At 42.0% G+C, this 19,627-nt stretch carries 24 protein-coding genes and 1 riboswitch; of the genes, 20 read left to right on the forward strand and 4 right to left on the reverse strand.

Translation table 11 applies throughout. The features are described from left to right. Positions 1-252 precede the first annotated feature (252 nt). The 9 genes from MTBBW1_RS24705 (at position 253) to MTBBW1_RS24740 (ending at position 7,595) form a co-directional block, all read left to right on the forward strand. Positions 253-1,965 (forward strand): AIPR family protein, encoded by a 1,713-nt coding sequence (locus MTBBW1_RS24705; RefSeq protein WP_080808880.1) that lies wholly within the window; start codon positions 253-255, stop codon positions 1,963-1,965. A 267-nt stretch (positions 1,966-2,232) separates the two neighbouring features. Further along, on the forward strand, positions 2,233-3,624 hold the full coding sequence (locus MTBBW1_RS24710) for a glycosyltransferase family 4 protein (RefSeq protein ID WP_080808883.1): 1,392 nt from the start codon (positions 2,233-2,235) through the stop codon (positions 3,622-3,624). Continuing rightward, entirely contained in the window at positions 3,621-3,872 is a 252-nt protein-coding gene (locus MTBBW1_RS24715) for a hypothetical protein (protein ID WP_080808886.1), read from the forward strand. Before MTBBW1_RS24710 ends, MTBBW1_RS24715 begins: the two co-directional genes overlap by 4 nt. 71 nt (positions 3,873-3,943) lie before the next feature. Continuing rightward, a complete protein-coding gene (locus MTBBW1_RS24720; RefSeq protein WP_080808890.1) occupies positions 3,944-4,228 on the forward strand; it encodes a nucleotidyltransferase domain-containing protein in 285 nt (94 codons plus the stop codon). Continuing rightward, positions 4,225-4,680: a hypothetical protein gene (locus MTBBW1_RS24725; RefSeq protein WP_080808893.1), complete on the forward strand. Its 456-nt coding sequence runs from the start codon at positions 4,225-4,227 to the stop codon at positions 4,678-4,680. Before MTBBW1_RS24720 ends, MTBBW1_RS24725 begins: the two co-directional genes overlap by 4 nt. Positions 4,681-4,884: 204 nt before the next feature. After that, complete coding sequence (locus MTBBW1_RS24730) at positions 4,885-6,885, forward strand: tetratricopeptide repeat protein (RefSeq protein WP_080808898.1); 2,001 nt, start codon at positions 4,885-4,887, stop codon at positions 6,883-6,885. A gap of 120 nt (positions 6,886-7,005) precedes the next feature. Next, a complete protein-coding gene (locus MTBBW1_RS27555) occupies positions 7,006-7,170 on the forward strand; it encodes a hypothetical protein (protein ID WP_186441695.1) in 165 nt (54 codons plus the stop codon). 51 nt (positions 7,171-7,221) lie between these two features. Next, a complete protein-coding gene (locus tag MTBBW1_RS24735) occupies positions 7,222-7,413 on the forward strand; it encodes a hypothetical protein (protein WP_080808901.1) in 192 nt (63 codons plus the stop codon). Further along, positions 7,413-7,595: a type II toxin-antitoxin system HicA family toxin gene (locus tag MTBBW1_RS24740; RefSeq protein ID WP_080808905.1), complete on the forward strand. Its 183-nt coding sequence runs from the start codon at positions 7,413-7,415 to the stop codon at positions 7,593-7,595. Before MTBBW1_RS24735 ends, MTBBW1_RS24740 begins: the two co-directional genes overlap by 1 nt. A 138-nt stretch (positions 7,596-7,733) precedes the next feature. On the opposite strand, the gene MTBBW1_RS24745 is transcribed toward MTBBW1_RS24740, so the two are convergent. Then, positions 7,734-8,087 carry a type II toxin-antitoxin system HicB family antitoxin gene (locus tag MTBBW1_RS24745; RefSeq protein WP_080808909.1) on the reverse strand — a complete coding sequence of 118 codons (354 nt, stop codon included), beginning with the start codon at positions 8,085-8,087 and terminating at the stop codon, positions 7,734-7,736. Continuing rightward, the gene (locus tag MTBBW1_RS24750) at positions 8,084-8,278 is read right to left on the reverse strand and encodes a type II toxin-antitoxin system HicA family toxin (RefSeq protein WP_080809042.1); all 195 of its coding nucleotides are present in this window, start codon (positions 8,276-8,278) and stop codon (positions 8,084-8,086) included. The genes MTBBW1_RS24745 and MTBBW1_RS24750 overlap by 4 nt, the downstream gene beginning before the upstream one ends. Positions 8,279-8,349: 71 nt before the next feature. Here MTBBW1_RS24750 and MTBBW1_RS24755 point away from each other — a divergent pair, with 71 nt between their 5' ends. From MTBBW1_RS24755 to MTBBW1_RS24795, 9 genes are all read left to right on the forward strand, one after another. Beyond that, on the forward strand, positions 8,350-8,919 hold the full coding sequence (locus tag MTBBW1_RS24755) for a polysaccharide biosynthesis/export family protein (protein ID WP_080808912.1): 570 nt from the start codon (positions 8,350-8,352) through the stop codon (positions 8,917-8,919). A gap of 185 nt (positions 8,920-9,104) precedes the next feature. Beyond that, complete coding sequence (locus MTBBW1_RS24760; RefSeq protein WP_080808915.1) at positions 9,105-9,365, forward strand: hypothetical protein; 261 nt, start codon at positions 9,105-9,107, stop codon at positions 9,363-9,365. A gap of 257 nt (positions 9,366-9,622) precedes the next feature. Beyond that, a complete protein-coding gene (locus tag MTBBW1_RS24765) occupies positions 9,623-10,390 on the forward strand; it encodes an Rpn family recombination-promoting nuclease/putative transposase (protein WP_080808920.1) in 768 nt (255 codons plus the stop codon). Next, positions 10,351-10,563 (forward strand): hypothetical protein, encoded by a 213-nt coding sequence (locus MTBBW1_RS28735; RefSeq protein ID WP_080808926.1) that lies wholly within the window; start codon positions 10,351-10,353, stop codon positions 10,561-10,563. Before MTBBW1_RS24765 ends, MTBBW1_RS28735 begins: the two co-directional genes overlap by 40 nt. A 389-nt stretch (positions 10,564-10,952) precedes the next feature. Then, positions 10,953-12,263: a porin family protein gene (locus MTBBW1_RS24775; protein ID WP_139786891.1), complete on the forward strand. Its 1,311-nt coding sequence runs from the start codon at positions 10,953-10,955 to the stop codon at positions 12,261-12,263. 97 nt (positions 12,264-12,360) lie between these two features. Beyond that, a complete protein-coding gene (locus MTBBW1_RS24780) occupies positions 12,361-13,917 on the forward strand; it encodes a GumC family protein (RefSeq protein WP_080808935.1) in 1,557 nt (518 codons plus the stop codon). A 15-nt stretch (positions 13,918-13,932) separates the two neighbouring features. After that, positions 13,933-15,015, forward strand: coding sequence for an AAA family ATPase (locus MTBBW1_RS24785; protein ID WP_080808939.1), 1,083 nt, complete (start codon positions 13,933-13,935; stop codon positions 15,013-15,015). A gap of 175 nt (positions 15,016-15,190) precedes the next feature. Further along, on the forward strand, positions 15,191-16,315 hold the full coding sequence (locus tag MTBBW1_RS24790) for an ExeA family protein (RefSeq protein ID WP_080808942.1): 1,125 nt from the start codon (positions 15,191-15,193) through the stop codon (positions 16,313-16,315). Between the two features lie 200 nt (positions 16,316-16,515). Then, positions 16,516-17,097 (forward strand): helix-turn-helix transcriptional regulator, encoded by a 582-nt coding sequence (locus MTBBW1_RS24795; protein WP_186441696.1) that lies wholly within the window; start codon positions 16,516-16,518, stop codon positions 17,095-17,097. Between the two features lie 33 nt (positions 17,098-17,130). Here MTBBW1_RS24795 and MTBBW1_RS24800 read toward each other — a convergent pair whose 3' ends face one another. Both MTBBW1_RS24800 and MTBBW1_RS24805 read right to left on the reverse strand, forming a co-directional pair. Beyond that, on the reverse strand, positions 17,131-17,508 hold the full coding sequence (locus tag MTBBW1_RS24800) for a DUF6922 domain-containing protein (protein ID WP_080808948.1): 378 nt from the start codon (positions 17,506-17,508) through the stop codon (positions 17,131-17,133). Then, positions 17,492-18,214, reverse strand: a complete 723-nt coding sequence (locus tag MTBBW1_RS24805; protein ID WP_080808951.1) for a nucleotidyl transferase AbiEii/AbiGii toxin family protein — start codon at positions 18,212-18,214, stop codon at positions 17,492-17,494. Before MTBBW1_RS24805 ends, MTBBW1_RS24800 begins: the two co-directional genes overlap by 17 nt. 280 nt (positions 18,215-18,494) lie before the next feature. Here MTBBW1_RS24805 and MTBBW1_RS24810 point away from each other — a divergent pair, with 280 nt between their 5' ends. Both MTBBW1_RS24810 and MTBBW1_RS24815 read left to right on the forward strand, forming a co-directional pair. Next, positions 18,495-18,707: a hypothetical protein gene (locus MTBBW1_RS24810; protein ID WP_080808954.1), complete on the forward strand. Its 213-nt coding sequence runs from the start codon at positions 18,495-18,497 to the stop codon at positions 18,705-18,707. 284 nt (positions 18,708-18,991) lie between these two features. After that, positions 18,992-19,066, forward strand: a riboswitch (cyclic di-GMP riboswitch). Positions 19,067-19,153: 87 nt separating this feature from the next. Further along, complete coding sequence (locus MTBBW1_RS24815) at positions 19,154-19,543, forward strand: PilZ domain-containing protein (protein WP_080808957.1); 390 nt, start codon at positions 19,154-19,156, stop codon at positions 19,541-19,543. Positions 19,544-19,627 lie beyond the last annotated feature (84 nt).

Below are 19,627 nucleotides of genomic sequence, written 5' to 3' on the forward strand. Positions count from 1 at the left end.
AAAAAACTTTCTCAAACAGATGAAAGGCTTGCCCATGTGTTGCGAAGCTTTTCTCTTTTGTAATGTGTGAACCCTTCCCGCCTATGCATCTATTCCTCAAATATGATTCTTGTTACAAACAACGATAAAGAGTTCCAAAGAGTGAGTGGATTGAATCTGGAAAATTGGGTAGGGTGAATAGAACCGCACCCCGTGGCCCCTCTCCATAAATGGAGAGGGGGAACTTTGACGGTTGAGTTGGAGACGTTCAACATGAACATCAATGCAAGTATCATTGATCAGCAATTGACGGGTATTCTTGAGAAGAATCCGGAATGGGTCGATCATTTTGGAAAAGATGAAAATAGAAAGCGCTCTGCTGCCTTTATTTTGCTATGCATGGCAAAAAGCCTGGATATTTCATTGGAAGAGAGCGTTGAGCTTCTGACCGAAGGGGGGAATGATGCCGGTGTTGATGGGCTGCACATTGGGGAAGTGGAAGATGGAGAGTTTCTTGTAACCATTTTTCAAGGAAAGTATAAAATTAAAGATTTAAGCGGAGTCGCGAATTTTCCTGAAAATGGCGTGCAAAAAGCGGTCAATACAGTTCAGGTACTGTTTGATCCGTTTCGAAAAGTTACATTGAATGAACGCATTGCGCCAAAGATTGAAGAGATACGCTCATTGATTCGTGACGCATTTATTCCAAAGGTTCGGGTTATCCTCTGTAATAACGGTGCCGCGTGGAATGATACAGCTCGGCAATGGATTGATGAAATTAAAAAGGATTTTCCGGAGAAGGTCCATTTTTTCCATTTTAATCATGACTCCATTGTAAATATACTGCAAAAGCCCAAAAAAGTTGACGCGACGTTGCATTTAAACGGCCCAATTATTGTGGAAGATATGAATTACATGCGTGTCCTGGTGGGTCGGATTTCCGTTCACGCCATATCTCGGTTGTTTGAAGAACATGGGGATCGTTTGTTGCAGAGAAACATCAGGCGATACCTTGGCTTGCACAGTAATCGGGTTAATATGGCCATCCATGACACCCTTTGTTCGGATAAATCAGATAAATTTTATTTTTACAACAATGGTATTACTGTTGTCTGTGACAAGTTTGATTACAATGCTTTTCAGAAAGCTGACTATCACGTAAAGACGGTCAATATGCAGGTGATCAATGGGGGACAAACCTGCAAAACCATCCATCAGACCCTTAAATCACACGGCCCTGATATAGTCGGTGAATCTGCTTATGTCATGATTCGTATCTATCAAATGGCAGATGAGAATAAGGATTTTGTAAATGATATTACTTACGCCACAAACAGTCAGAATCCGGTGGATTTAAGGGATCTTCATTCAAACGATGAAGTGCAGAAAAAGTTAGAGATTGATTTTTCCGGCTTAGGGTTTACATATAAGCGTCAAAAAGATGAGAGTAGTGCCGGAGCCAATGTTATATCAAGTTTAACCGTGGCAGAGGCTGTGCTGGCCGTTTGGCGGGAGAAGCCTCACCATGCAAAGTTTCGGCGGAAGGAACACTTTGGAAAGCTCTATGAAGAGATCTTCAATACGTTAAGCGCTGCACAGGCGATCATTGCCACACGAATTTTCAGAAAAGTTGAAAATGAACGAAAGCGTCCTTCCAGTGATAACCCACCTCAATTTTTGCCCTATGGGTCACATTATATTGCCATGATGATTGGGCGTTTCTTATTACAAGCGCATGGTATCGCTATCATGGAGTTATCCCATCGTAATTTTGCAGAGATGAATACGCTTCTGGATGAGCGCTTTGCCACATACCATGGGCAAGCTTGTGAAAGCATCTCCCAGGCACTGAAAAAGTGCTATGGAGATCGCGTGATTTCATTGCAACAACTATCCGCTACTTTCAGGCGTGGTGATCTGCTTGAAATGCTGAAACCTCACCCTGATCCTTTCTTAATACTGTCTGAATCAGGATGCCCAGGATAACCAGGATTTACAGGATAAAAATCTTGAGCATCCTGTAAATCCTGGTTATCCTGATTCAGACAAATACAATAAATGCCAAAAAAGCCAGCAAGATGTCGATTTTGAGTGATTATTTCGGCTACAGCCATAAAGTGGGACACTTTCTGGATATCATTCTTTAAAAATCCTTGTATAATTTGGCTTACAAAAAATGTAGAGAAGGAATATGATTCTCGTCAAAATTCCTTCCTCGATTTTATTAACTCTTAATATTACAGCCCCTATCCCATGTATCTATTCATCCTCTTTATCCTATCTCTTTTTTTAACAATCGCCCTCATCCCTGTTTTTAAACGTATGGCCTTTCGGGTCAACCTGCTGGATGAGCCTGATCCCAGAAAAGTTCATGTTCTGCCCATGCCGAGAAGCGGCGGTATATCCATGGCACTTGGTACTCTTGTTCCGGTTCTGCTCTGGGTTAACGTGGATTATAACATACAGCCCATTCTTGTGGGGTGCGGTATTATAGTGCTTTTTGGCCTTGTGGATGATATCAGGAATCTTAAATATACCCAAAAACTTATGGCTCAGATTGCGGGTGCACTTGTTGTTATTCTATGGGGGGGGGTTCGGATTCACTATTTGGGTAATATTGTCTCCACTGACTTTGAGATACCTTATTTTTTTTCAGTCGGCTTGACCATGCTTTTTATAGTTGGCGTGACAAATGCCATTAATCTATCGGATGGGCTTGACGGTCTTGCCGGCGGAATATCCATGTTAAGCTTCATAGGTATTGCAATTTTGGCATATCGTTGCGGTAATATGGCTTTGACCATGATGTGTGCGGCTGTTATAGGAGCCATATTGGGTTTTTTGCGCTACAATACCCATCCTGCCATTATTTTCATGGGTGATGCCGGCAGCCAGATGCTTGGTTTTCTCGGTGCTGTCTTTACATTGATGCTCACCCAGTGCAGCACTCCGTATAATCAGATTATGCCGCTTTTTCTCATTGGATTTCCAATTCTTGACACCTTGACTGTGATGGTTGAGAGGATGGCAAAGGGGGGATCGCCTTTCAAGCCGGACAAGAATCATTTTCATCACAAGCTCATGAAGCTTGGGCTTTATCACTCAGAATCTGTTATGACCATATATCTGCTACAGGCCATGTTCATTGGCTGTGCCTTTGTCTTCAGGTATTACTCAAACGGGGTCAACCTGGTTATTTTTTCCTTTTTATCAGGTATTATTGTACTGAGTTTTGAGGTTCTTCGTCGAAAGGATGTTCATTTTCGTACTTCCCGGAAAGGAGAACCCCGTTCCGAAAGTATCCTTGCCAGAATCAAGGCACGGGGTTATGCCATCAGGCTTGTTTTTGCTATTTTCAGGTGGGGTTTGTATCTTGTTGTTATCTTTCAGTCTTTTATCAGCCAGGAGGTTTCGGGTGCTGTTGGAACTGTAGCCTTTATATTAATTGTGGTTGCTTTTTTGGTAAAGCGGTTAAAGTTTGTGTCAGCAAAGGAGATGACACGCATCACAATTTACGGAAGTATTCCTCTGATCTGCTATCTTTCCACGTTTACGCCGGTATCATGGATGGCTCCGGAGCTGGAAAATCTTAACAATCTTTTTTTGTGCTGGTGGTTATGTCAGGAATTGCTACGCTCAATTTGACAAACCGGCAAAAGGGTTTTAAGGTTAATACTCTGGATTTACTTATTTTTATCGTGATGATTCTGTTGCCCAATCTGCCGGGCGTCAATTTGCAGGATCCAAGGTTCAAGCTTGTGATGGCCAGGGTACTCATTCTGTTTTTCAGCTATGAGGTGCTTCTTGGAGAGCTTAGAAAGGAAGATCCTTTCCTTGATCTTTCCCTGCTTGGTGCCTTTGGGGTGCTTGCAGTAAAGGGGCTTTGGGGTTGATTTAAGAGAGGTTATCAGGTTTTGAAGTTGAGTATAAAATATTTCTTTAAACAAGAAGACTCTGGAATTACATGAGATTAAACTCCACAGAAAAAAAAGCCATTAAAGACAGTATCCTCAAGGTAGATCCTTGTGCAAAGATTTACCTGTTCGGTTCCCGTGTAGATGATAATAAAAAGGGTGGAGATATTGATCTTCTGGTTTTTTCATCCCTTAACGCTCTGGAGGCAAAGCTTTTAATAAAGACCGAGCTTTTTAAGCGCATTGAAGAGCAGAAAGTGGATATTATTGTCAGCGATGATCATGAAGATCCTTTTGTAAAAATGATCCTTGAGGATGGGGTGCAACTGATATGAACCGCTGGATCGGTATTCTTGAAAACGACCTTTTGGAGCTTGCAAAAGCTGCGGATGTGTTGAGATATTCCTTTGATAAGTGTTCCAGAATTGATATGATGGAAGGGCTTGACAATGAAGAGCTTGAAAGCTTTGAGGCATTGACAAGCCGTTTTGCAAGAGTCAGCGATCTTCTGATACAGAAAGTTTTCAGAACCATAGACGTGGTTGAGCTTGAGGATGCAGGAACGGTAAGAGACCGAATAAATAGGGCTGCCAAAAAAGAACTTATTTCGGATGCTGATGCCTTTATTGGTATCCGTATGTTGAGAAATGAAATTGCCCATGAATATAAATCGGAAACAGTGTATGTGATTTTTGAAAAGGTTCTTTGTATGACACCGACACTTCTTGAAGGAATTGATTCAACCATTGCATACGCCAGAAATCTTAATATAGAGTCATGCATATGACTTCGAGGGTTTGGTTCTAATTTCGGCCAATGTTAAACTTTGTGAGGCTGTCTGAATCAGGATACCCAGGATTAACAGGATAAGGCAGGATTAAGTAAGTATCCTGAACATCTTTTTTATCCTGGTTATCTTGATTCAGACAAATGGCCGAAATTAGAACCAACCCCAACTTCGACTTTAAGTCCGTATTAAAGGAAAACTTTTATGATTAATAGAAATTCAATAATTTTATTGTTGTGCCTGATATTGTGTGCCGGCTGCGGCTCTCCTGATGAGAAAAAACAGGCATTCCTTCAAAAGGGAAAAAGCCTTATGGAAGAAGGAGACATGATTCGTGCAAGGCTGGAATTTAAAAACGCCATCCAGATCGACCCTGAATTTGCAGAACCATATCTTTTGCTGGGGAAGGTGGAGCAGCAGGAGCGAAATTTTGAAAAAGCCTATGGTTTTTTTATGAAAGCTGTGAAGCTTGATCCTGAAAATGTGGATGCCCGTGTAAATCTTGGCCGCCTGCTCATAGGTGGCAGGGGATTTGATCAGGCCATGGAGCAGGCAGAGGAGATTTTAAAAAGGGAACCCGGCAATGTGGATGGTCTCATGATGAAAGCATCTGTATTGATGTCTGGAAAAAACTTTGATGATGCCAAAAAGATCCTGCTGGCTCTCAGGGGAGATGGCCAAACCATGCCTGATATCTTTTTGATGCTTTCGGCCATTGCCCGTGAAGGTGGTGACATCACCGGAGCCGAGGCATTGATCAGGGAGGGCATTGAAAAAAATCCTGTTTCTGTTCCCCTGCTGCTTACCATGGCCCAGATGGAGGCAGGGAAAAAAAATGACAGTGAAGTGGAAAAGCTTCTGGAGCGAACCATATCCCTTGAACCGGAAAACGACGGATTCAAGATGAATCTTGCCGGTTTTTTTCTCACAAGGGGGCAGGATGACAGGGCTGTGGAAGTTATGGAGAGTCTTGTTGCATCTGCACCGGAAAGTGAAGAGAAGCGTGGAATTGCAGCAGCGTTCTGGCTCAAGAACCAGAAAAAGGAGCAGGCCATCCTGGTGCTGGAGCAGGGCATTGAAAGAGATCCTGCATCTGTTATGCTCAGGCGCCAGCTCGGTCAGATTTATGCTGCTGAAAAAAGCTATGAAAAGGCAGGGAAGGTTCTCAGGGAAGGGCTTGCCCTCCATGGTGAGCCTGATGATCCTGATAGGGTAAAATTTCAGATAGCCCTTGCTGAATTGTCTTTTCAGCAGGGAGATCCAGCCGCTGCCAAGCCCATTGTGGAGGATGTGCTCAAAAATGACCCTAAAAACGTGGATGCCCATCTGATACAGGGCAATATTCTACTTTCGGAAAAAAATGGTGAGGGGGCAGTGGCAGCATTTCGGGTGGTGGTAAATGATCATCCTGATATTATGGCAGCCCATGTTGGTCTTGCCCGTGCCCATGCCCTTAACAAAGATTATGCCCTTGCCCTTGACGGCCTTAAAACCGCATTGAAAAAAGAGCCTGGTTCAGATGATCTTCTAAAGGCAATGGCGGAAATTCATCTGCTTCAGGAGGATATTGAGGCTGCCCGTTCCATCATGGAGCAGCGTGTGGAAAAAAATCCCGACAACAAGGCTGTAAAGGCTGATTTTGATAACTTTATTGTGCTTTTAGTGCGCTACTATGCTGCAAAAGGTATGGGAGAAAAGGCAGAAGCTCTGTGCAGGGATATACCGGATAACATTGCAGCGGCAAACACCCTTGGCAACATGTACGAACAGCAGAAGCAGTATGATAAAGCCATGGCTGTCTATGAGGGGATTTTAAACAAGGTGCCTGACTCTCCTGATGCTGCCAACAACCTGGCATTTCTGCTGGTGGAGAAGACCCCTTCTCCCGAGGCCATACAGCGAGCCTTTGATCTTGCTGAAAAAGCCTTAAGCCTTAAGCCTGACTCCCCATATATAAAAGATACCCTTGGCTGGATCGAATTTAAAAGAGGTAATATCGAAAGGGCTGCACAATATATTGAAGATGCATTGCAACAGGTGCCGGAGCATCCTGTGATTGCATATCATCTTGGGGTTCTCTATCATGAGATGGGGCGTAATGCTGAGGCGGCAAAAGTGCTTCGGAAGGTTGTGGAAAACGAGGCGGACTTTCCGGAAAAGAGTGCGGCACAGGTGCTTTTTAATATGGTCATGGAAAGCAAGTAATGAGAGGATGGAGACTCTTTTGTGCTGACTAAACGGGCATGGCGGACGTTCAGCCTCCCTCCGATTTCGGGATAAATCCTGAATCGAATTCCCCACATCTCCAAATTGATGGTATCCACCATGGCTGGCGTGCTGGATCATGCCGAGACCGTTGTCATTGGTAATAACTCGTCTGAATTCAAGGATATTGTTTCTCAGGTTGGAGATGGGCAGGTGGTGGTGGATCTGGTACGCGGGGTCAATGGCATGAAAAGCGGTGAGGGGTATGATGGTATTTGTTGGTAATGCGTGTATTCGAAAGATTTGTATTTTGTTATGGCATACGGAGGAAGCATAATGAGACGTATAAAATATACATGTTGGAAGGATGGCAACTATTTTCTTGGATATATCAATGATTACCCCGACTATCAGACCCAGGGTTTTTCAAAAGAGGAGCTGATTGAAAATTTGAAAGAGCTGCTGACAGACATTGAATCCGATGAGATTCCTTTTATCCGAAAGGTGGAAGTGCTGGAAGTTGCGTGATGAAAAGACGGGAGTTGCTAAAAACACTTGAAAGCATGGGGTGTGTGCTTGTCAGGCATGGCGCTTCCCACGACTGGTACACCAATTCTGCGACAAAGCAGTCTCAACCGGTACCGCGTCACAGGGAAGTGAATGACAACTTGGCAAAATCCATCATCAAAAAAATGAAGGGTGCATTTTGACCGGCATCTCATGGCTGGTCCATGTCATGAATCGACAGGACATTCACTTGACCCTTGTGGGGGGCGGGACGGAACTGGAGCAACTCAAAGCGATTGCCCATCAGATGGAACTGGATGGTTATGTGACTTTTGTGCTGATTAAAAACGGGATATTGAAGGCAAAACCGTTTTTCTTAATATGTTTGCACAGAAACTGTTTAAACTCTCATTGGCTTGCAGGGCTTTTATGGCAAGTGCTTTATGCAGCTCTTGGTCAACTCTTAACTGAAATTTACCAGAAAATTTTTTGTTTGCAATGGTTGGAGGTAGCGGAATATTATCCTCTTCATAAAGTTCAATCCATTCATCAAGGATTTTGCAAAGCTGGCTATAGACTTCTGTTTCATCATCACCGTGGCAGCACTTCCCGATCCATCCTGGTATTGAACCAACATAACATTGATCTTCTTCCGACCACTCAACAATTTTAAGGAAATGATCTTGTTTTTTCATTGTTTGGCCTTTTTAATTTTTAGTTGAACTTCTTTTTCTTGATACGGTTTTGCATCACTGCCAGGGTTTCTCGAGATGGTTATGACAATCCCCTTGGGGTGTATGAAGTTTCGATGACTGCCTTTTCCTCCTCGGTTGATAAATCCTGCATTCTCAAGCTCTTTTAGTAGTTGTCTTATTTTTTTAGGCATGATAATTTTAGTATCAATGTGATACCATAAAGTCAATCAAATCCTGCAAAAATTTTTAAAAGGAACATATCATGATCAGAAAAACATTTTTAATCAGTTTTTGTTACACGATTTTTGCTATTTTTTCCCCTGTTTTAGCTGATACTCTTCCTGCTTTGGAGGATTATCGTATTGGCACTGGTGATATTCTTGATATTTCTGTCTGGAAGGATCCTGCATTGACAAAGCAGGTTATTGTGCTGCCGGACGGGAAGATTCATTTTCCCCTGGTTGGTGAGATGGTGGCTGAAGGTCGCTCTGTTGCTGAATTGACATCAGAGCTTGAAAAAAAGATTGTGCAGTATGTTCCTGATCCAGTATTGTCGGTAAGTGTTACCCAGATTGGCAGCATGATTTTATATGTCATAGGTAAGGTCAACAAGCCTGGCCATTTTCTGCTAAACAGCAGAATAAATGTGCTTCAAGCTCTCTCCATGGCAGGTGGGCTTAACCCCTTTGCAAAAGAGAAAGAGATTCGCATATATAGAAAGGATGGCGACAAGACCCTTCAGTTTATGTTTAACTACAGGGATGTTTCAGAAGGTGAAAACCTTGATCAAAATATACTCCTGCATCGCGGGGATGTGATTGTGGTGCCATAATAACCGGAACGATTAGATGAAAATAAAACTCTATAACGACATAGTCTTCAAATGGGTATCGATCATCTGATAAACCAGCCAATGAACTTGAAGAGTAGAGCTATTACCTCGCCAACGACCAGGATAATAGAGCACCTCTGGATAGCAGAGTCAGCCATAACCATGCCATCAGGGAGGTACACGAAATGCTTCAGACATTCACAAAAGATGAGCATCTCCGGGAGCAGTATCGCGTTCAGGAAGAGTTTATACGTGTTCAGCGTACCGAACGGTCATTGCTTAGAAAAGCCAGAGAGGAAAAAGAGGCTGCTTTAATAGAAAAGGAAAAAGAGCGCAAGGAAAAAGAACTTATGAAGCAAAAATCAATTGATTTCATGCTGCAAAAAGGTTGTACACCAGAACAGATTTCCGAGATATTGGGGATTCCGTTAAACCAGGTGCAATAACCTTTTCAGCCTCATTTTTTAGTGCAGGGAACTTTTACTTATTCAAATCCGACACCAATGCTCTTTTGAGTCTTGTCACTACTGTCAGAATCAGGATGCCCAGGATGATAATGATTTACAGGATAAAAATCCTGAGCATCCTGCAAATCCTGGTTATCCTGATTCAGACAAATGCAATAAATGCAGATAAAGCAAACAAGATGTGGATTTTGAGTAATTATGCAAAGTAGAATTTTTTGTTTTTCTGGAATGATTAGATGAAAATAAAACTCTATAACGACATAGTCTTCAAATGGGTATTTGGCAGGGAGAAAGAGACCGGCCCTCTGTTGTCGCTTCTGAATGCAGCAACAAACTCCCCCAAGCGTTTTTCAGATGTCCAGATTTTGAACCCATTTGATGCAACCAGACCGTATAAAAATGAAAAACAGGGCATCCTTGATATTCGTGGCAGGGAGAGCAACACCAAGGAGTGGTTTGATCTTGAAGTTCAAGTGATAGTAAGTGACATATTCCCCCAGCGCTCCAAATACTATCTTGCCGGTATGTACCGTGATCAACTGGAAAAGAGTTCTGATGCCAATTATGATCAACTGAAGCCCTGCTACGGCATTCATTTTCTTGTTGAAACGCTGTTTGACTCAAAAGAGGACGCGCCGTTCTGGTATAATCACTTTTCAATGCTCAACACCCGCTCATATAAGCCTCTGGCAGATCACTGGCATCTGTATTATATTGAGCTTAAGAAATTTATGACCTGCTTCAGAATCGAGCATCTGATAAACCAGCCAATGAACTTGAAGAGTGGAGCTATTACCTCGCCAACGACCAGGATAATAGAGCACCTCTGGATAGCAGAGTCAGCCATAACCATGCCATCAGGGAGGTACACGAAATGCTTCAGACATTCACAAAAGATGAGCATCTACGGGAGCAGTATCGCGTTCAGGAAGAGTTTATACGTGTTCAGCGTACCGAACGGTCATTGCTTAGAAAAGCCAGAGAGGAAAAAGAGGCTGCTTTAATAGAAAAGGAAAAAGAGCGCAAAGAAAAAGAGGCTGCTTTAATAGAAAAGGAAAAAGAGCGCAAAGAAAAAGAACTTATGAAGCAAAAATCAATTGATTTCATGCTGCAAAAAGGTTGTACACCAGAACAGATTTCCGAGATATTGGGGATTCCGTTAAACCAGGTGAAATAACCTTTTCAGCCTCATTTTTTAGTGCAGGGAACTTTTACTTATTCAAATCCGACACCAATGCTCTTTTGAGCCTTCTCACTACTGTCAGAATCAGGATGCCCAGGATGATAATGATTTACAGGATAAAAATCCTGAGCATCCTGCAAATCCTGGTTATCCTGATTCAGACAAATGCAATAGATGCCGATAAAGTACAGTAATATCAATTGAACAAGCCATTGTTACCTTAAGGGTTGTGATTTCCAGTGAATGGCTAATATGCCCGTAAGAGGACTATTTTACCGTGAAAATGATTATCATTTTTATAGTTGGGGGTGATTGATACACAATCATGCCCGTTTATGAAAGCAAATGCTTTAAAAGATAAGTTTTTTATTTTTTGCATGGTTTTGAAATATCTGGTTATATTGCTGCCTCTGCTTGTAATGACCGGAGGTTATCATTATGCCCAGGCTGAAACCCTTTTTCTTGAGCCTCGCATTACTCTGGAGCAGGAATATACAGACAACATTCTTTTTACCAGAAATTCAGAGGAAAAGGATTTTATCACAACCATCTCTCCAGCTTTTTTAATCAAACAGAAAAGTCCCAGATTGAATGGTAACCTAATGGCTGAGATTAATTCCATATTTTATCAGGACTTTGATGAGCTTGACTCTGTTGATAAAAGAGGATCAGGAGACCTGAACTATCGTTTTTCCGAGAGATTTACCCTTGGAGCATCGGCAGGTTATCTTGAGGATTCCCGTACAGACAGGGAGGTCGGAGAGACAGGATTGATTCTCACCGGAGATAGGAAGCAGATAAGAGGAGGCCTTTCCGGGCAATATCACATTACGGAAATAACAGCACTTTCCTTTTCCGCAGGATATACCACCGAAGATATTGAGGCTCCGGATAACGAAGGTAATGACAGCATATCTGCCCAGTTGACCCTTTCCCGCAATATCTCAAAGTGGTTTGCAAATACCACAGCTATTTTTAATATCGGATACACAACTTATACATCGGATTATGAAGATGTGCGCCAGGTGGGTTATGACGAACTTCCAGATGATGTGCTTATAATTGTCATTGATGAGCAGGAAGGCGATCCCCAGGCCTCTCTTCTTCAGTCCTATTATGCTGATTCAACCTCTGATGTCTGGAGCCTTACTGCCGGTTTTTCAAGGGATCTCACTGAGCGCTTCTCTTTTTTCATGAAAGCTGGTACAAGCTGCATACTTTCTGACGAGTCATCCCGTTTTTCTGTCACAGCGGATCAGGATACCGTGATTTATGATGCCCAAAATGATTATGATGCAGGAACCACATGGGGATGGCTGCTTTTTTCCGGTATGAGTTATTTGGGGGAGTACGACAGGATCTCACTTGATATCTCCCGGGATGTAAGGGCTGCAAGCGGCATGAACGGCACAACTGAACGAAGTGCCATTTCTGTGGGATACACCAGGAGGATAACGGACAAATTGAGCACAGACTTTTCAGGAAGCACCTATCTCAACCAGAGAGAGAGGGAGACCACTTCCGATATAGATGAGCTGACATATAATGCTGCTGCCGGTGCAACCTGGCTTTTTTTGCCCACCTGGAGGGCATCGCTGAACTGGAAATATACACGTCTTGAAGACAGGGAAACTGATCTAAGCAGGGAGAGGAATGTTATCTGGGCAAGGGTTGTTAAGACCTTTGAATTGTAATCCTCAAGTTAACAGCATTTACCACAGCAAGTTGGAAAATTTAATCAAGGATTAGGAGTAATTAATGAACAACTGCAGTACGTATCGGAGAAATTGAATGGAAGAAAATGTATTGGGGCCCCAGGATATCATTGCAATGATCAACCGCAGGAAGTGGTTTATGATACTTCCTGCCCTGTTAACGATTACCCTTTCGGTCTGTATTGCCATTGTGTTGCCGCCGGTTTACAAGTCCGAATCCACCATATTAATAAAGGAGCAGGAAATTCCCGGGGAGTATGTAAAAGCGAGTATGACATCCTTTGCAGAGCAGAGAATCCAGAGCATCAATCAAAGGGTTATGACATCTGCAAGGTTGCAGGAGTTGATTGATCGCTTTAACCTCTATCCAGAGCTTAAGGAGAAAAAGACAGCAGACGAGATCATTGCCATCATGACCAGCGATATAAAGCTTACACCGGTCAATGTGGAGATGGCAGATCCCAGAACAGGACGGGAAAAGGTTGCAACCATTGCCTTTACCATCTCATATGAGGGTAAAAATCCAGCCAAGACCCAGCAGGTGGTCAATACTATAACCTCATATTACCTCAGTGAAGATATTCAGGTGCGGGAGCAGCAGGCCGAGGAGACCGTAAGTTTTTTGAATGGGGAACTTGAGCGGGTGAAAAAATCCATGGCAGAACACGAGGCCATGCTGTCAAAATTTAAGGAAGAGAACATAGATTCCCTGCCCGAGTTTTTTCAGTTGAGCATGCAGTTTTTAAGCCGTACTGAAAATGATATTGAACGTCAGCAGGAGCGTCTCAACAGCCTGAAGGAGAGAAAGGAGTCCCTTGAGACACAACTTGTGAGCGTTTCGCCCAATCTGGACATGGGAGAAGAGGTGCGCCTCAAGGAGCTGGAGATGCAGCTTGCCAACCTGAAAAGCAAGTTTACGGATCAATATCCGGATGTGGTCAAGCTTAAAAGCGAGATCGAGAAGATACAGAAGGTGGTGGATGCAAAGAGGGCCGAGAATAAGGGTAAACCTGATAATCCTGTCTATATAAATATCTCTTCCCAGCTTGCCGGAACTCTTTCTGATATGGCATCTGTAAGGGAGCAGATTGCACTTTTGAAAAAGCAGGCCCAGGAGTACAGGGCAAAGGTATCTGCAACCCCAAAGGTTGAGGAGACCTACAACAGCCTTCTTGCAGATATAAACAACCTCAAGTTTAAATACAACGAGCTTCAGCAGAAATCAATGGAGGCAAGCCTATCTTTGTCCCTTCAGACTGAACAAAAAGGGGAGCGCTTTACCCTTATAGAGCCTGCCCGTCTGCCTGAAAAGCCATTTAAGCCCAATCGGCTTGCCATTGTTCTTATAGGTGTGGTTCTCGGCATAGGTTCCGGTGTTGGTCTTGCAGCTCTTGTTGAATTTTCCGACAGTTCATTCAGAAGCGCCATGACTCTGGAACGGGTAACTGGATTTCCCGTGCTTGTGGAAATTCCCAGGATTGTCACATTTCAGGATAAAGTAAGAAGAAGCTTCAAACTTAGCGTGGCGGTTGTAACGGTTATACTGTTTGTGGCAGGTGGACTTGCTGCATTTCACATTTATGTGATGGATCTCAATGTTCTTTATGTTAAAATAATGAATCGTTTCTCATGATAAGGGATTTCTAAGATGAAGCTCAGAAAAGCATTGGATAAAGCAAGGGATGCAAGGGAGAAACTGGATGTTGAACCCGCCATGTCACCTGAAGAGAGAATAGATGTTGTGGAAGTCATGGAACATGCTGATGAAGGTGGGGGTGCTGTGAATAATTCACAGCCTGAAAATATTGATTTTGCTATAAAACATGATGCCCAGGATGAAGTGGGAAGAGCTGGGAATAACTCCCAATCAACCCAGCAAAAAACTGAAAACAAGACGCAACTAATTCAGCAAAAAACTGAAAACAAGACGCAACCAATTCAGCAAAAAACTGAAAACAAGACGCAACTAATTCAGCAAAAAACTCAAAACAAGACGCAACCAATTCAACAAAACAACCCACAACCAGGGGGGCAAAAACATGAAACATGGAAAAAACCTGTTTATTCAAGTTCCCAGACCTTCAGGATAAATCCTTCTGTTGTGGCTGCAAACAGAGGAGTATGTATAAGTCCGGCTGCTGACGAGATCCAGCGCTACAAGATATTAAGAACCCGCATCCAGCAGCGCAGTGAAGGCAGTACCCTCAATACTATAATGATTACAAGTGCCAGAAAGAAAGAGGGCAAGACAGTAAATGCAATAAATATGGCCTTTACCTTTGCACGGGCCATGAACCAGACAGTTCTTCTTGTTGATTGTGACTTTACAGGCCAGGATGTTCACAAGTATCTTGGTATTGACAGTCAATTCAGCCTGATTGATTACTTCATGGAAGAGGTGCCTCTAAATGAACTGATCATCTGGCCAGGTATTGACAAACTTACCATAATCTCCGGTAACCGCACTGTACTGGATGGTTCGGAGATTCTCTCATCCCATGCAATGGCAGAGCTTGTGAGGGAGATGAAAACCCGTTACGATGACCGTTATGTGCTCTTTGATGCTCCTCCGGTTCTGGATCATGCCGAGGCTATATCAATGGCTCCCATGATGGATGGCATTATCATGGTGGTGGAAGCAGGTGTCACCCCGGAGCAGGATGTTAAAAAGGCGGTTTCCATGTTGCCAAAGGAAAAATTTCTTGGTTTTGTGCTTAACAAGCAGGAGTGACGAAAATATCTCCAAAAGGTAAATACAATGTTGCCAAAGTAAACGGACATTGCGGACCTTTCGCCACCCCCGACCATGAAAATAATGTATCTATTTCCACGGTAAAAGCTGCTTTGTTTTGTGCTTTGATTTAAAAGCATGAGTGAGGAAGTGTTCTGCAAAAGGTAAATGTAATATGTACACTCAATTTTACGGTCTTACTGAAAAACCATTTGGCCTTGTGCCCAACCCTGCATATCTCTACTTGAGTTCCCGTCATCAGAATGCCCTCACATACCTTGAGTATGGCCTGGCTGAAAAAGTGGGCTTTATAATGCTCACAGGTGATATTGGAATGGGCAAGACTACCCTTGTACGCCATATTCTGAATAAAGTTGAGTCAGAAATGGAAGTGGCTGTTATTTTTAATACAATGGTTCTTTCCAATGACCTCCTTCATCTTATTCTATCTGAATTTGAAATACCTTTTGATTCAGGATTGACAAAAGGCGCTGCCCTTGAGCTTCTTTATAAGTACCTTATTGATTGCTATAGCTCAGGTAAAAAAGTGCTTTTAATAATTGATGAGGCCCAGAATCTTTCACATGAAGTTCTTGAAGAGATCCGCATGATATCCAATCTTCAGACAGATGATGAGATGCTTATCCAGATTATGCTTGTGGGGCAGCCTGAACTCAAGGAGAAGATAGCCTCTCCTGCACTTCGTCAATTTGCACAGAGAATTGCAGTAAGTTATCACCTCTCCCCCATGGAGGAGGATGAGACACTCAATTATATTGCACACAGGATTAAGGTGGCCGGAGGAGATCCTGATCTTTTTGAAAAAGATGCCCTTACAATGATTATAAATGCTTCCGGCGGTATCCCCAGGGTTGTCAATCTTCTCTGTGATGCATGCCTGGTATATGGTTTTGCCGATTCCCTTGAACATATATCTGCTAATGTTATTGAACAGGTAATTTCAGACAAGGGTGGGATCGGGATTTTTTTGCCTGGAGTAAATGATGGTGATAATGGTGCAGAGTTTGCAGATAATTCTGCTGCAACAAAAAAAGATAATGTTAAATGCTCCGGAGTTTCGGTAAGGGAATACAGTGAACTTTACAGCAGGGTTGCACTTCTTGAGAAACATGTTGAACAACTTCAGACAACCATGGAAAAGCACATATTAGAGCTTGAATCAAGGGCAGATTTCAGCCGCGATCAATTAATAAATACTCTTAAGCGTATGGTTATCATTGAAAAGCAACAAAACCTGAAAATTGCATTTGACTATATCAGCAGAAAAAAAGATAAGTGACAAAAAGAAATGAAAACTTTGGCTTGCTCAATGTTTTTTCTATCTATTTTTGGCAAGCTTCATTTCCCAGTTTACACTTTCCAGATAGAAAACTCTGAGTTGCGGGAATCTCTCACAAAAAGTGTAAAGTAATTTTGGGGTCAAATGAAGGATGCCCTGTTTTTCAGGTTGCCACTTTAACACAAAAGGAGATGGAAAAGGTGAACCAAAATTTACACGGCAGTCAAAAAAACATCCCGTTTCTCTCCGATAGTGTCAAAAGGTCTTCATTGAGTGAACGTGAAGCCTTACTTGCAAATGAACTTGCCAGAAAAAACAGTGAGCTTGAAAATCTACAGAGGATTCACAACAGCGTAAGTGTTGAGCTTCTCGAGACCAACAAGGCAATTGCCACTCTCATCAGAAAGTATGAGAAGATAAGCCACCAGAAAGAGCACGATATTGCCATTCGGATTGAACAGGGAATACTTCCAATGCTTGTATCTCTAAGAGGTGAAGCAAAACCTAATGACACCCTTGCTCTGGAGTTAGATATGGTTATAGCACAGGTGAAATCCCTTGTTAGGGAGCTGAATCACGGCCCTGATGGCCTTAATGAGCTTACTCCAACAGAGATGAAAGTTGCCGTTCTTATAAGAGACGGGGAAACTTCCCAGCAGATTGCAGAGCGCCTTTATATTTCCGAAAGTACTGTAAAAACGCACAGGAAAAACATCAGGAACAAACTCAATATCAGGCAGAAAAAGATGAATCTTTCAGAGCATCTTGGGGATATCATATGAAGTCTTGGTAATATTGTTAAAAGATGTATGAATTTATATCTGGGGCCACAGTAATGCAGCAAAAAGTTTGTTGGGATTTTTACGTTTCTGCCCAGTAAAAATCCGGTTAATAGCTTTTTCCTGCGGTTCAACATCCAGCATATTACAGAAAGCCTTGTAGGTGGTGGGAAACCACATGCCTTTGATGGGGTTTTTCAGCACCTCCCTAATCGCCTCTTTCTGGTAAATTCCAAACAACGCCTGTATCTCTTCAGGGGAACCATAATTAAAAACCTGAGTGATAATGGTTTTGTGGTGTTTTTCAAAGTCAAGTCTGGTAGTATCAACATCCCAGAACATTCGCTTGAAATTTTTGCGCAATGTATCTTGATCCGTCTGTAACAATTTTGATTTTTTAAGAAGTTCTGTCATAATATTTCCTGATTGCGGATTTAAGGTAATCAATATAGAAGTCAGTCTCTTTGCCATTCAGAAACATAATTGGTTCATCAATGGCGTTGTTGTCAAATATATCCTCTAAATCCATGCAGGCAGTCAAAAATTCTTTCGGATGAAAATCATACTTGAAAATTTTTTCAGCGGTGGTGATTATATCTTGCAGAGAGACTCCATGACGTAGCATTTCTGCCAAATCGACCACATCTTTCATTTTGGAACGCTGGCAGCGGGCAAAGGCTTTCAAAGCCCCTAAATCCCGAATACTCAAAGTGTCGAATCCAAAGATTTTTTCCGTGGGAAAGACTGGCAGTTTGTAAAGTTCAAGTTCGCTTTCCGCCTGTGAGTTCTGAAATCCCATAAAAGTTATCCCAACACCTTTGATAAGGTAATGCTGTTGTCCGTATTGAATGGGAATATTTTCTCGATGATACAAATTGTAATTTCTGAACAAACGATCAACCGCTTCGACTTGAGAATCCGGTTTGTTCTCTTTGGGGAAGGAAAAAAAATCGAAGTCAATGCTTTGGCGGTGTCCATAATGCAAAGCGATGGCGGTTCCGCCTACCAGGAAAAAATGTTCTTCAGGGAGTTTGGGAAAAATCTCGGTTTTCAAAAAATCCGCTGTTTTTATTTGCTCGGGTGGCAGCACTTGGTCAAAGTCGGGCTGAGATTCAGGCATTGTTGGGGATTTCTCCATAAGCAAGATGTTTAGATTACTAAAATATCAGGCATATTTCATTGCCGAGTTAACACTTTTCTCAAGATTTTGAACCATGATTAAAGGATTTAGTATGAACTTGATTAAAAAATCAAGCTAAATCCTTTAATCATGAAAATCATGGTTTAAAAAATGTGTAACTGATAAATGAAAGATGCTGTGTAAAATACATTACAATAGGCACAATGCATGTGGGCTTTAAATATTGCTATTGCCAAAGCAGGAAATACAGGGGTTAAATATGAAGTTTCCATATCCACAGCAAAGGGAGCAGGTCAGGGCTTGCAGCAAAACACTCATGGCAAGATATCCTGATTTTAGACTTAAAAGTTTTGTGGCTACAGCACTGGGCTTTGACAGAATATGCTGGAGTGAAGTTGAAAACACTGATAAATGGAGGATGCCAAATATTTTTTTAAAAAAAATATTTGCAGGTGCCAGAGTATTGGCTTAAATATTCGTTTTTAAATCAGATAGATATGATAACAATGGGTATATAAAATACCCACTAAAAACTGGAAAATATCCCCCTTTTCTTTTTCATATAAATGTTTTACCGTGGAAATGGATACAATTTTCTATATTCGGGGGTGGCTTGGATGGCAGCCATGACCGTTTACTGTGTAATCAAACAATAAAAGAGGATAAGTCATTTCAAAGACTTTAGAAAATAGTTGACAATTTTACTATGTAATACTATTTAGAGCCAGTTAACAAATTATAACCAAGTTAACAAAACAAGAAAAGCGCCAAAACTGCTGCGAAGTAGTGACGGAAAGCCACGGATCTCCAGAAGATAGCCGGGTTGCCTTGAATAAGGTAGCCCGGCTTTTTTGTTTGAGTTGTTAAAAATATGGTTCAAAAATTGCATGATATAATACATCTAACAGGAGCTTCAATATGGAAAGAGCAGAGATAAAACACAGCGAGATCAGAAAATACCCCAGAATGACCCCTTCAAAAGATGTATATGCTGTATTGGGTATGGATAAGTCAGTAATCGGTAAATTATGTGATATCAGCATGGGAGGACTTTCATGCAGATATTTCACCCAGACAGAAAACGGAACAGATTACGATTCGGTTGATCTTTTTACTCTTGATAACGATCTTTATATGACAAAGGTTCCCTGTTCAGTAGTTTACATCGTCAATCTTGATGCTAATTCAGAGATGGAAAGCACTATGGCTGTAAAAAGCAGGCGAATCGGAGTAAAATTTAACGGTTTAAGTTATGTTCAGAAGTCCCAGCTAAAAACTTTTGTAGAAAAAGGTGAACGCTGGAACTGATTTTTTCAGGGTAGTACACGGTTTGATGGATTCAGTCTTTTACCAGAAAGTGAATTTGTCATTATATAATAATAATGTAGTACA

Source organism: Desulfamplus magnetovallimortis, from assembly GCF_900170035.1.
GTDB lineage: Bacteria > Desulfobacterota > Desulfobacteria > Desulfobacterales > Desulfobacteraceae > Desulfamplus > Desulfamplus magnetovallimortis.

Coding starts and splice junctions, on each gene's coding strand:
- MTBBW1_RS24705 (WP_080808880.1), top strand. CDS start 253: ATGAACATCAATGCAAGTATCATTGATCAGCAATTGACGGGTATTCTT.
- MTBBW1_RS24710 (WP_080808883.1), top strand. CDS start 2,233: ATGTATCTATTCATCCTCTTTATCCTATCTCTTTTTTTAACAATCGCC.
- MTBBW1_RS24720 (WP_080808890.1), top strand. CDS start 3,944: ATGAGATTAAACTCCACAGAAAAAAAAGCCATTAAAGACAGTATCCTC.
- MTBBW1_RS24725 (WP_080808893.1), top strand. CDS start 4,225: ATGAACCGCTGGATCGGTATTCTTGAAAACGACCTTTTGGAGCTTGCA.
- MTBBW1_RS24730 (WP_080808898.1), top strand. CDS start 4,885: ATGATTAATAGAAATTCAATAATTTTATTGTTGTGCCTGATATTGTGT.
- MTBBW1_RS27555 (WP_186441695.1), top strand. CDS start 7,006: ATGGCTGGCGTGCTGGATCATGCCGAGACCGTTGTCATTGGTAATAAC.
- MTBBW1_RS24735 (WP_080808901.1), top strand. CDS start 7,222: ATGAGACGTATAAAATATACATGTTGGAAGGATGGCAACTATTTTCTT.
- MTBBW1_RS24740 (WP_080808905.1), top strand. CDS start 7,413: ATGAAAAGACGGGAGTTGCTAAAAACACTTGAAAGCATGGGGTGTGTG.
- MTBBW1_RS24745 (WP_080808909.1), bottom strand. CDS start 8,087: ATGAAAAAACAAGATCATTTCCTTAAAATTGTTGAGTGGTCGGAAGAA.
- MTBBW1_RS24750 (WP_080809042.1), bottom strand. CDS start 8,278: ATGCCTAAAAAAATAAGACAACTACTAAAAGAGCTTGAGAATGCAGGA.
- MTBBW1_RS24755 (WP_080808912.1), top strand. CDS start 8,350: ATGATCAGAAAAACATTTTTAATCAGTTTTTGTTACACGATTTTTGCT.
- MTBBW1_RS24760 (WP_080808915.1), top strand. CDS start 9,105: ATGCTTCAGACATTCACAAAAGATGAGCATCTCCGGGAGCAGTATCGC.
- MTBBW1_RS24765 (WP_080808920.1), top strand. CDS start 9,623: ATGAAAATAAAACTCTATAACGACATAGTCTTCAAATGGGTATTTGGC.
- MTBBW1_RS24780 (WP_080808935.1), top strand. CDS start 12,361: ATGGAAGAAAATGTATTGGGGCCCCAGGATATCATTGCAATGATCAAC.
- MTBBW1_RS24785 (WP_080808939.1), top strand. CDS start 13,933: ATGAAGCTCAGAAAAGCATTGGATAAAGCAAGGGATGCAAGGGAGAAA.
- MTBBW1_RS24790 (WP_080808942.1), top strand. CDS start 15,191: ATGTACACTCAATTTTACGGTCTTACTGAAAAACCATTTGGCCTTGTG.
- MTBBW1_RS24800 (WP_080808948.1), bottom strand. CDS start 17,508: ATGACAGAACTTCTTAAAAAATCAAAATTGTTACAGACGGATCAAGAT.
- MTBBW1_RS24805 (WP_080808951.1), bottom strand. CDS start 18,214: ATGCCTGAATCTCAGCCCGACTTTGACCAAGTGCTGCCACCCGAGCAA.
- MTBBW1_RS24810 (WP_080808954.1), top strand. CDS start 18,495: ATGAAGTTTCCATATCCACAGCAAAGGGAGCAGGTCAGGGCTTGCAGC.
- MTBBW1_RS24815 (WP_080808957.1), top strand. CDS start 19,154: ATGGAAAGAGCAGAGATAAAACACAGCGAGATCAGAAAATACCCCAGA.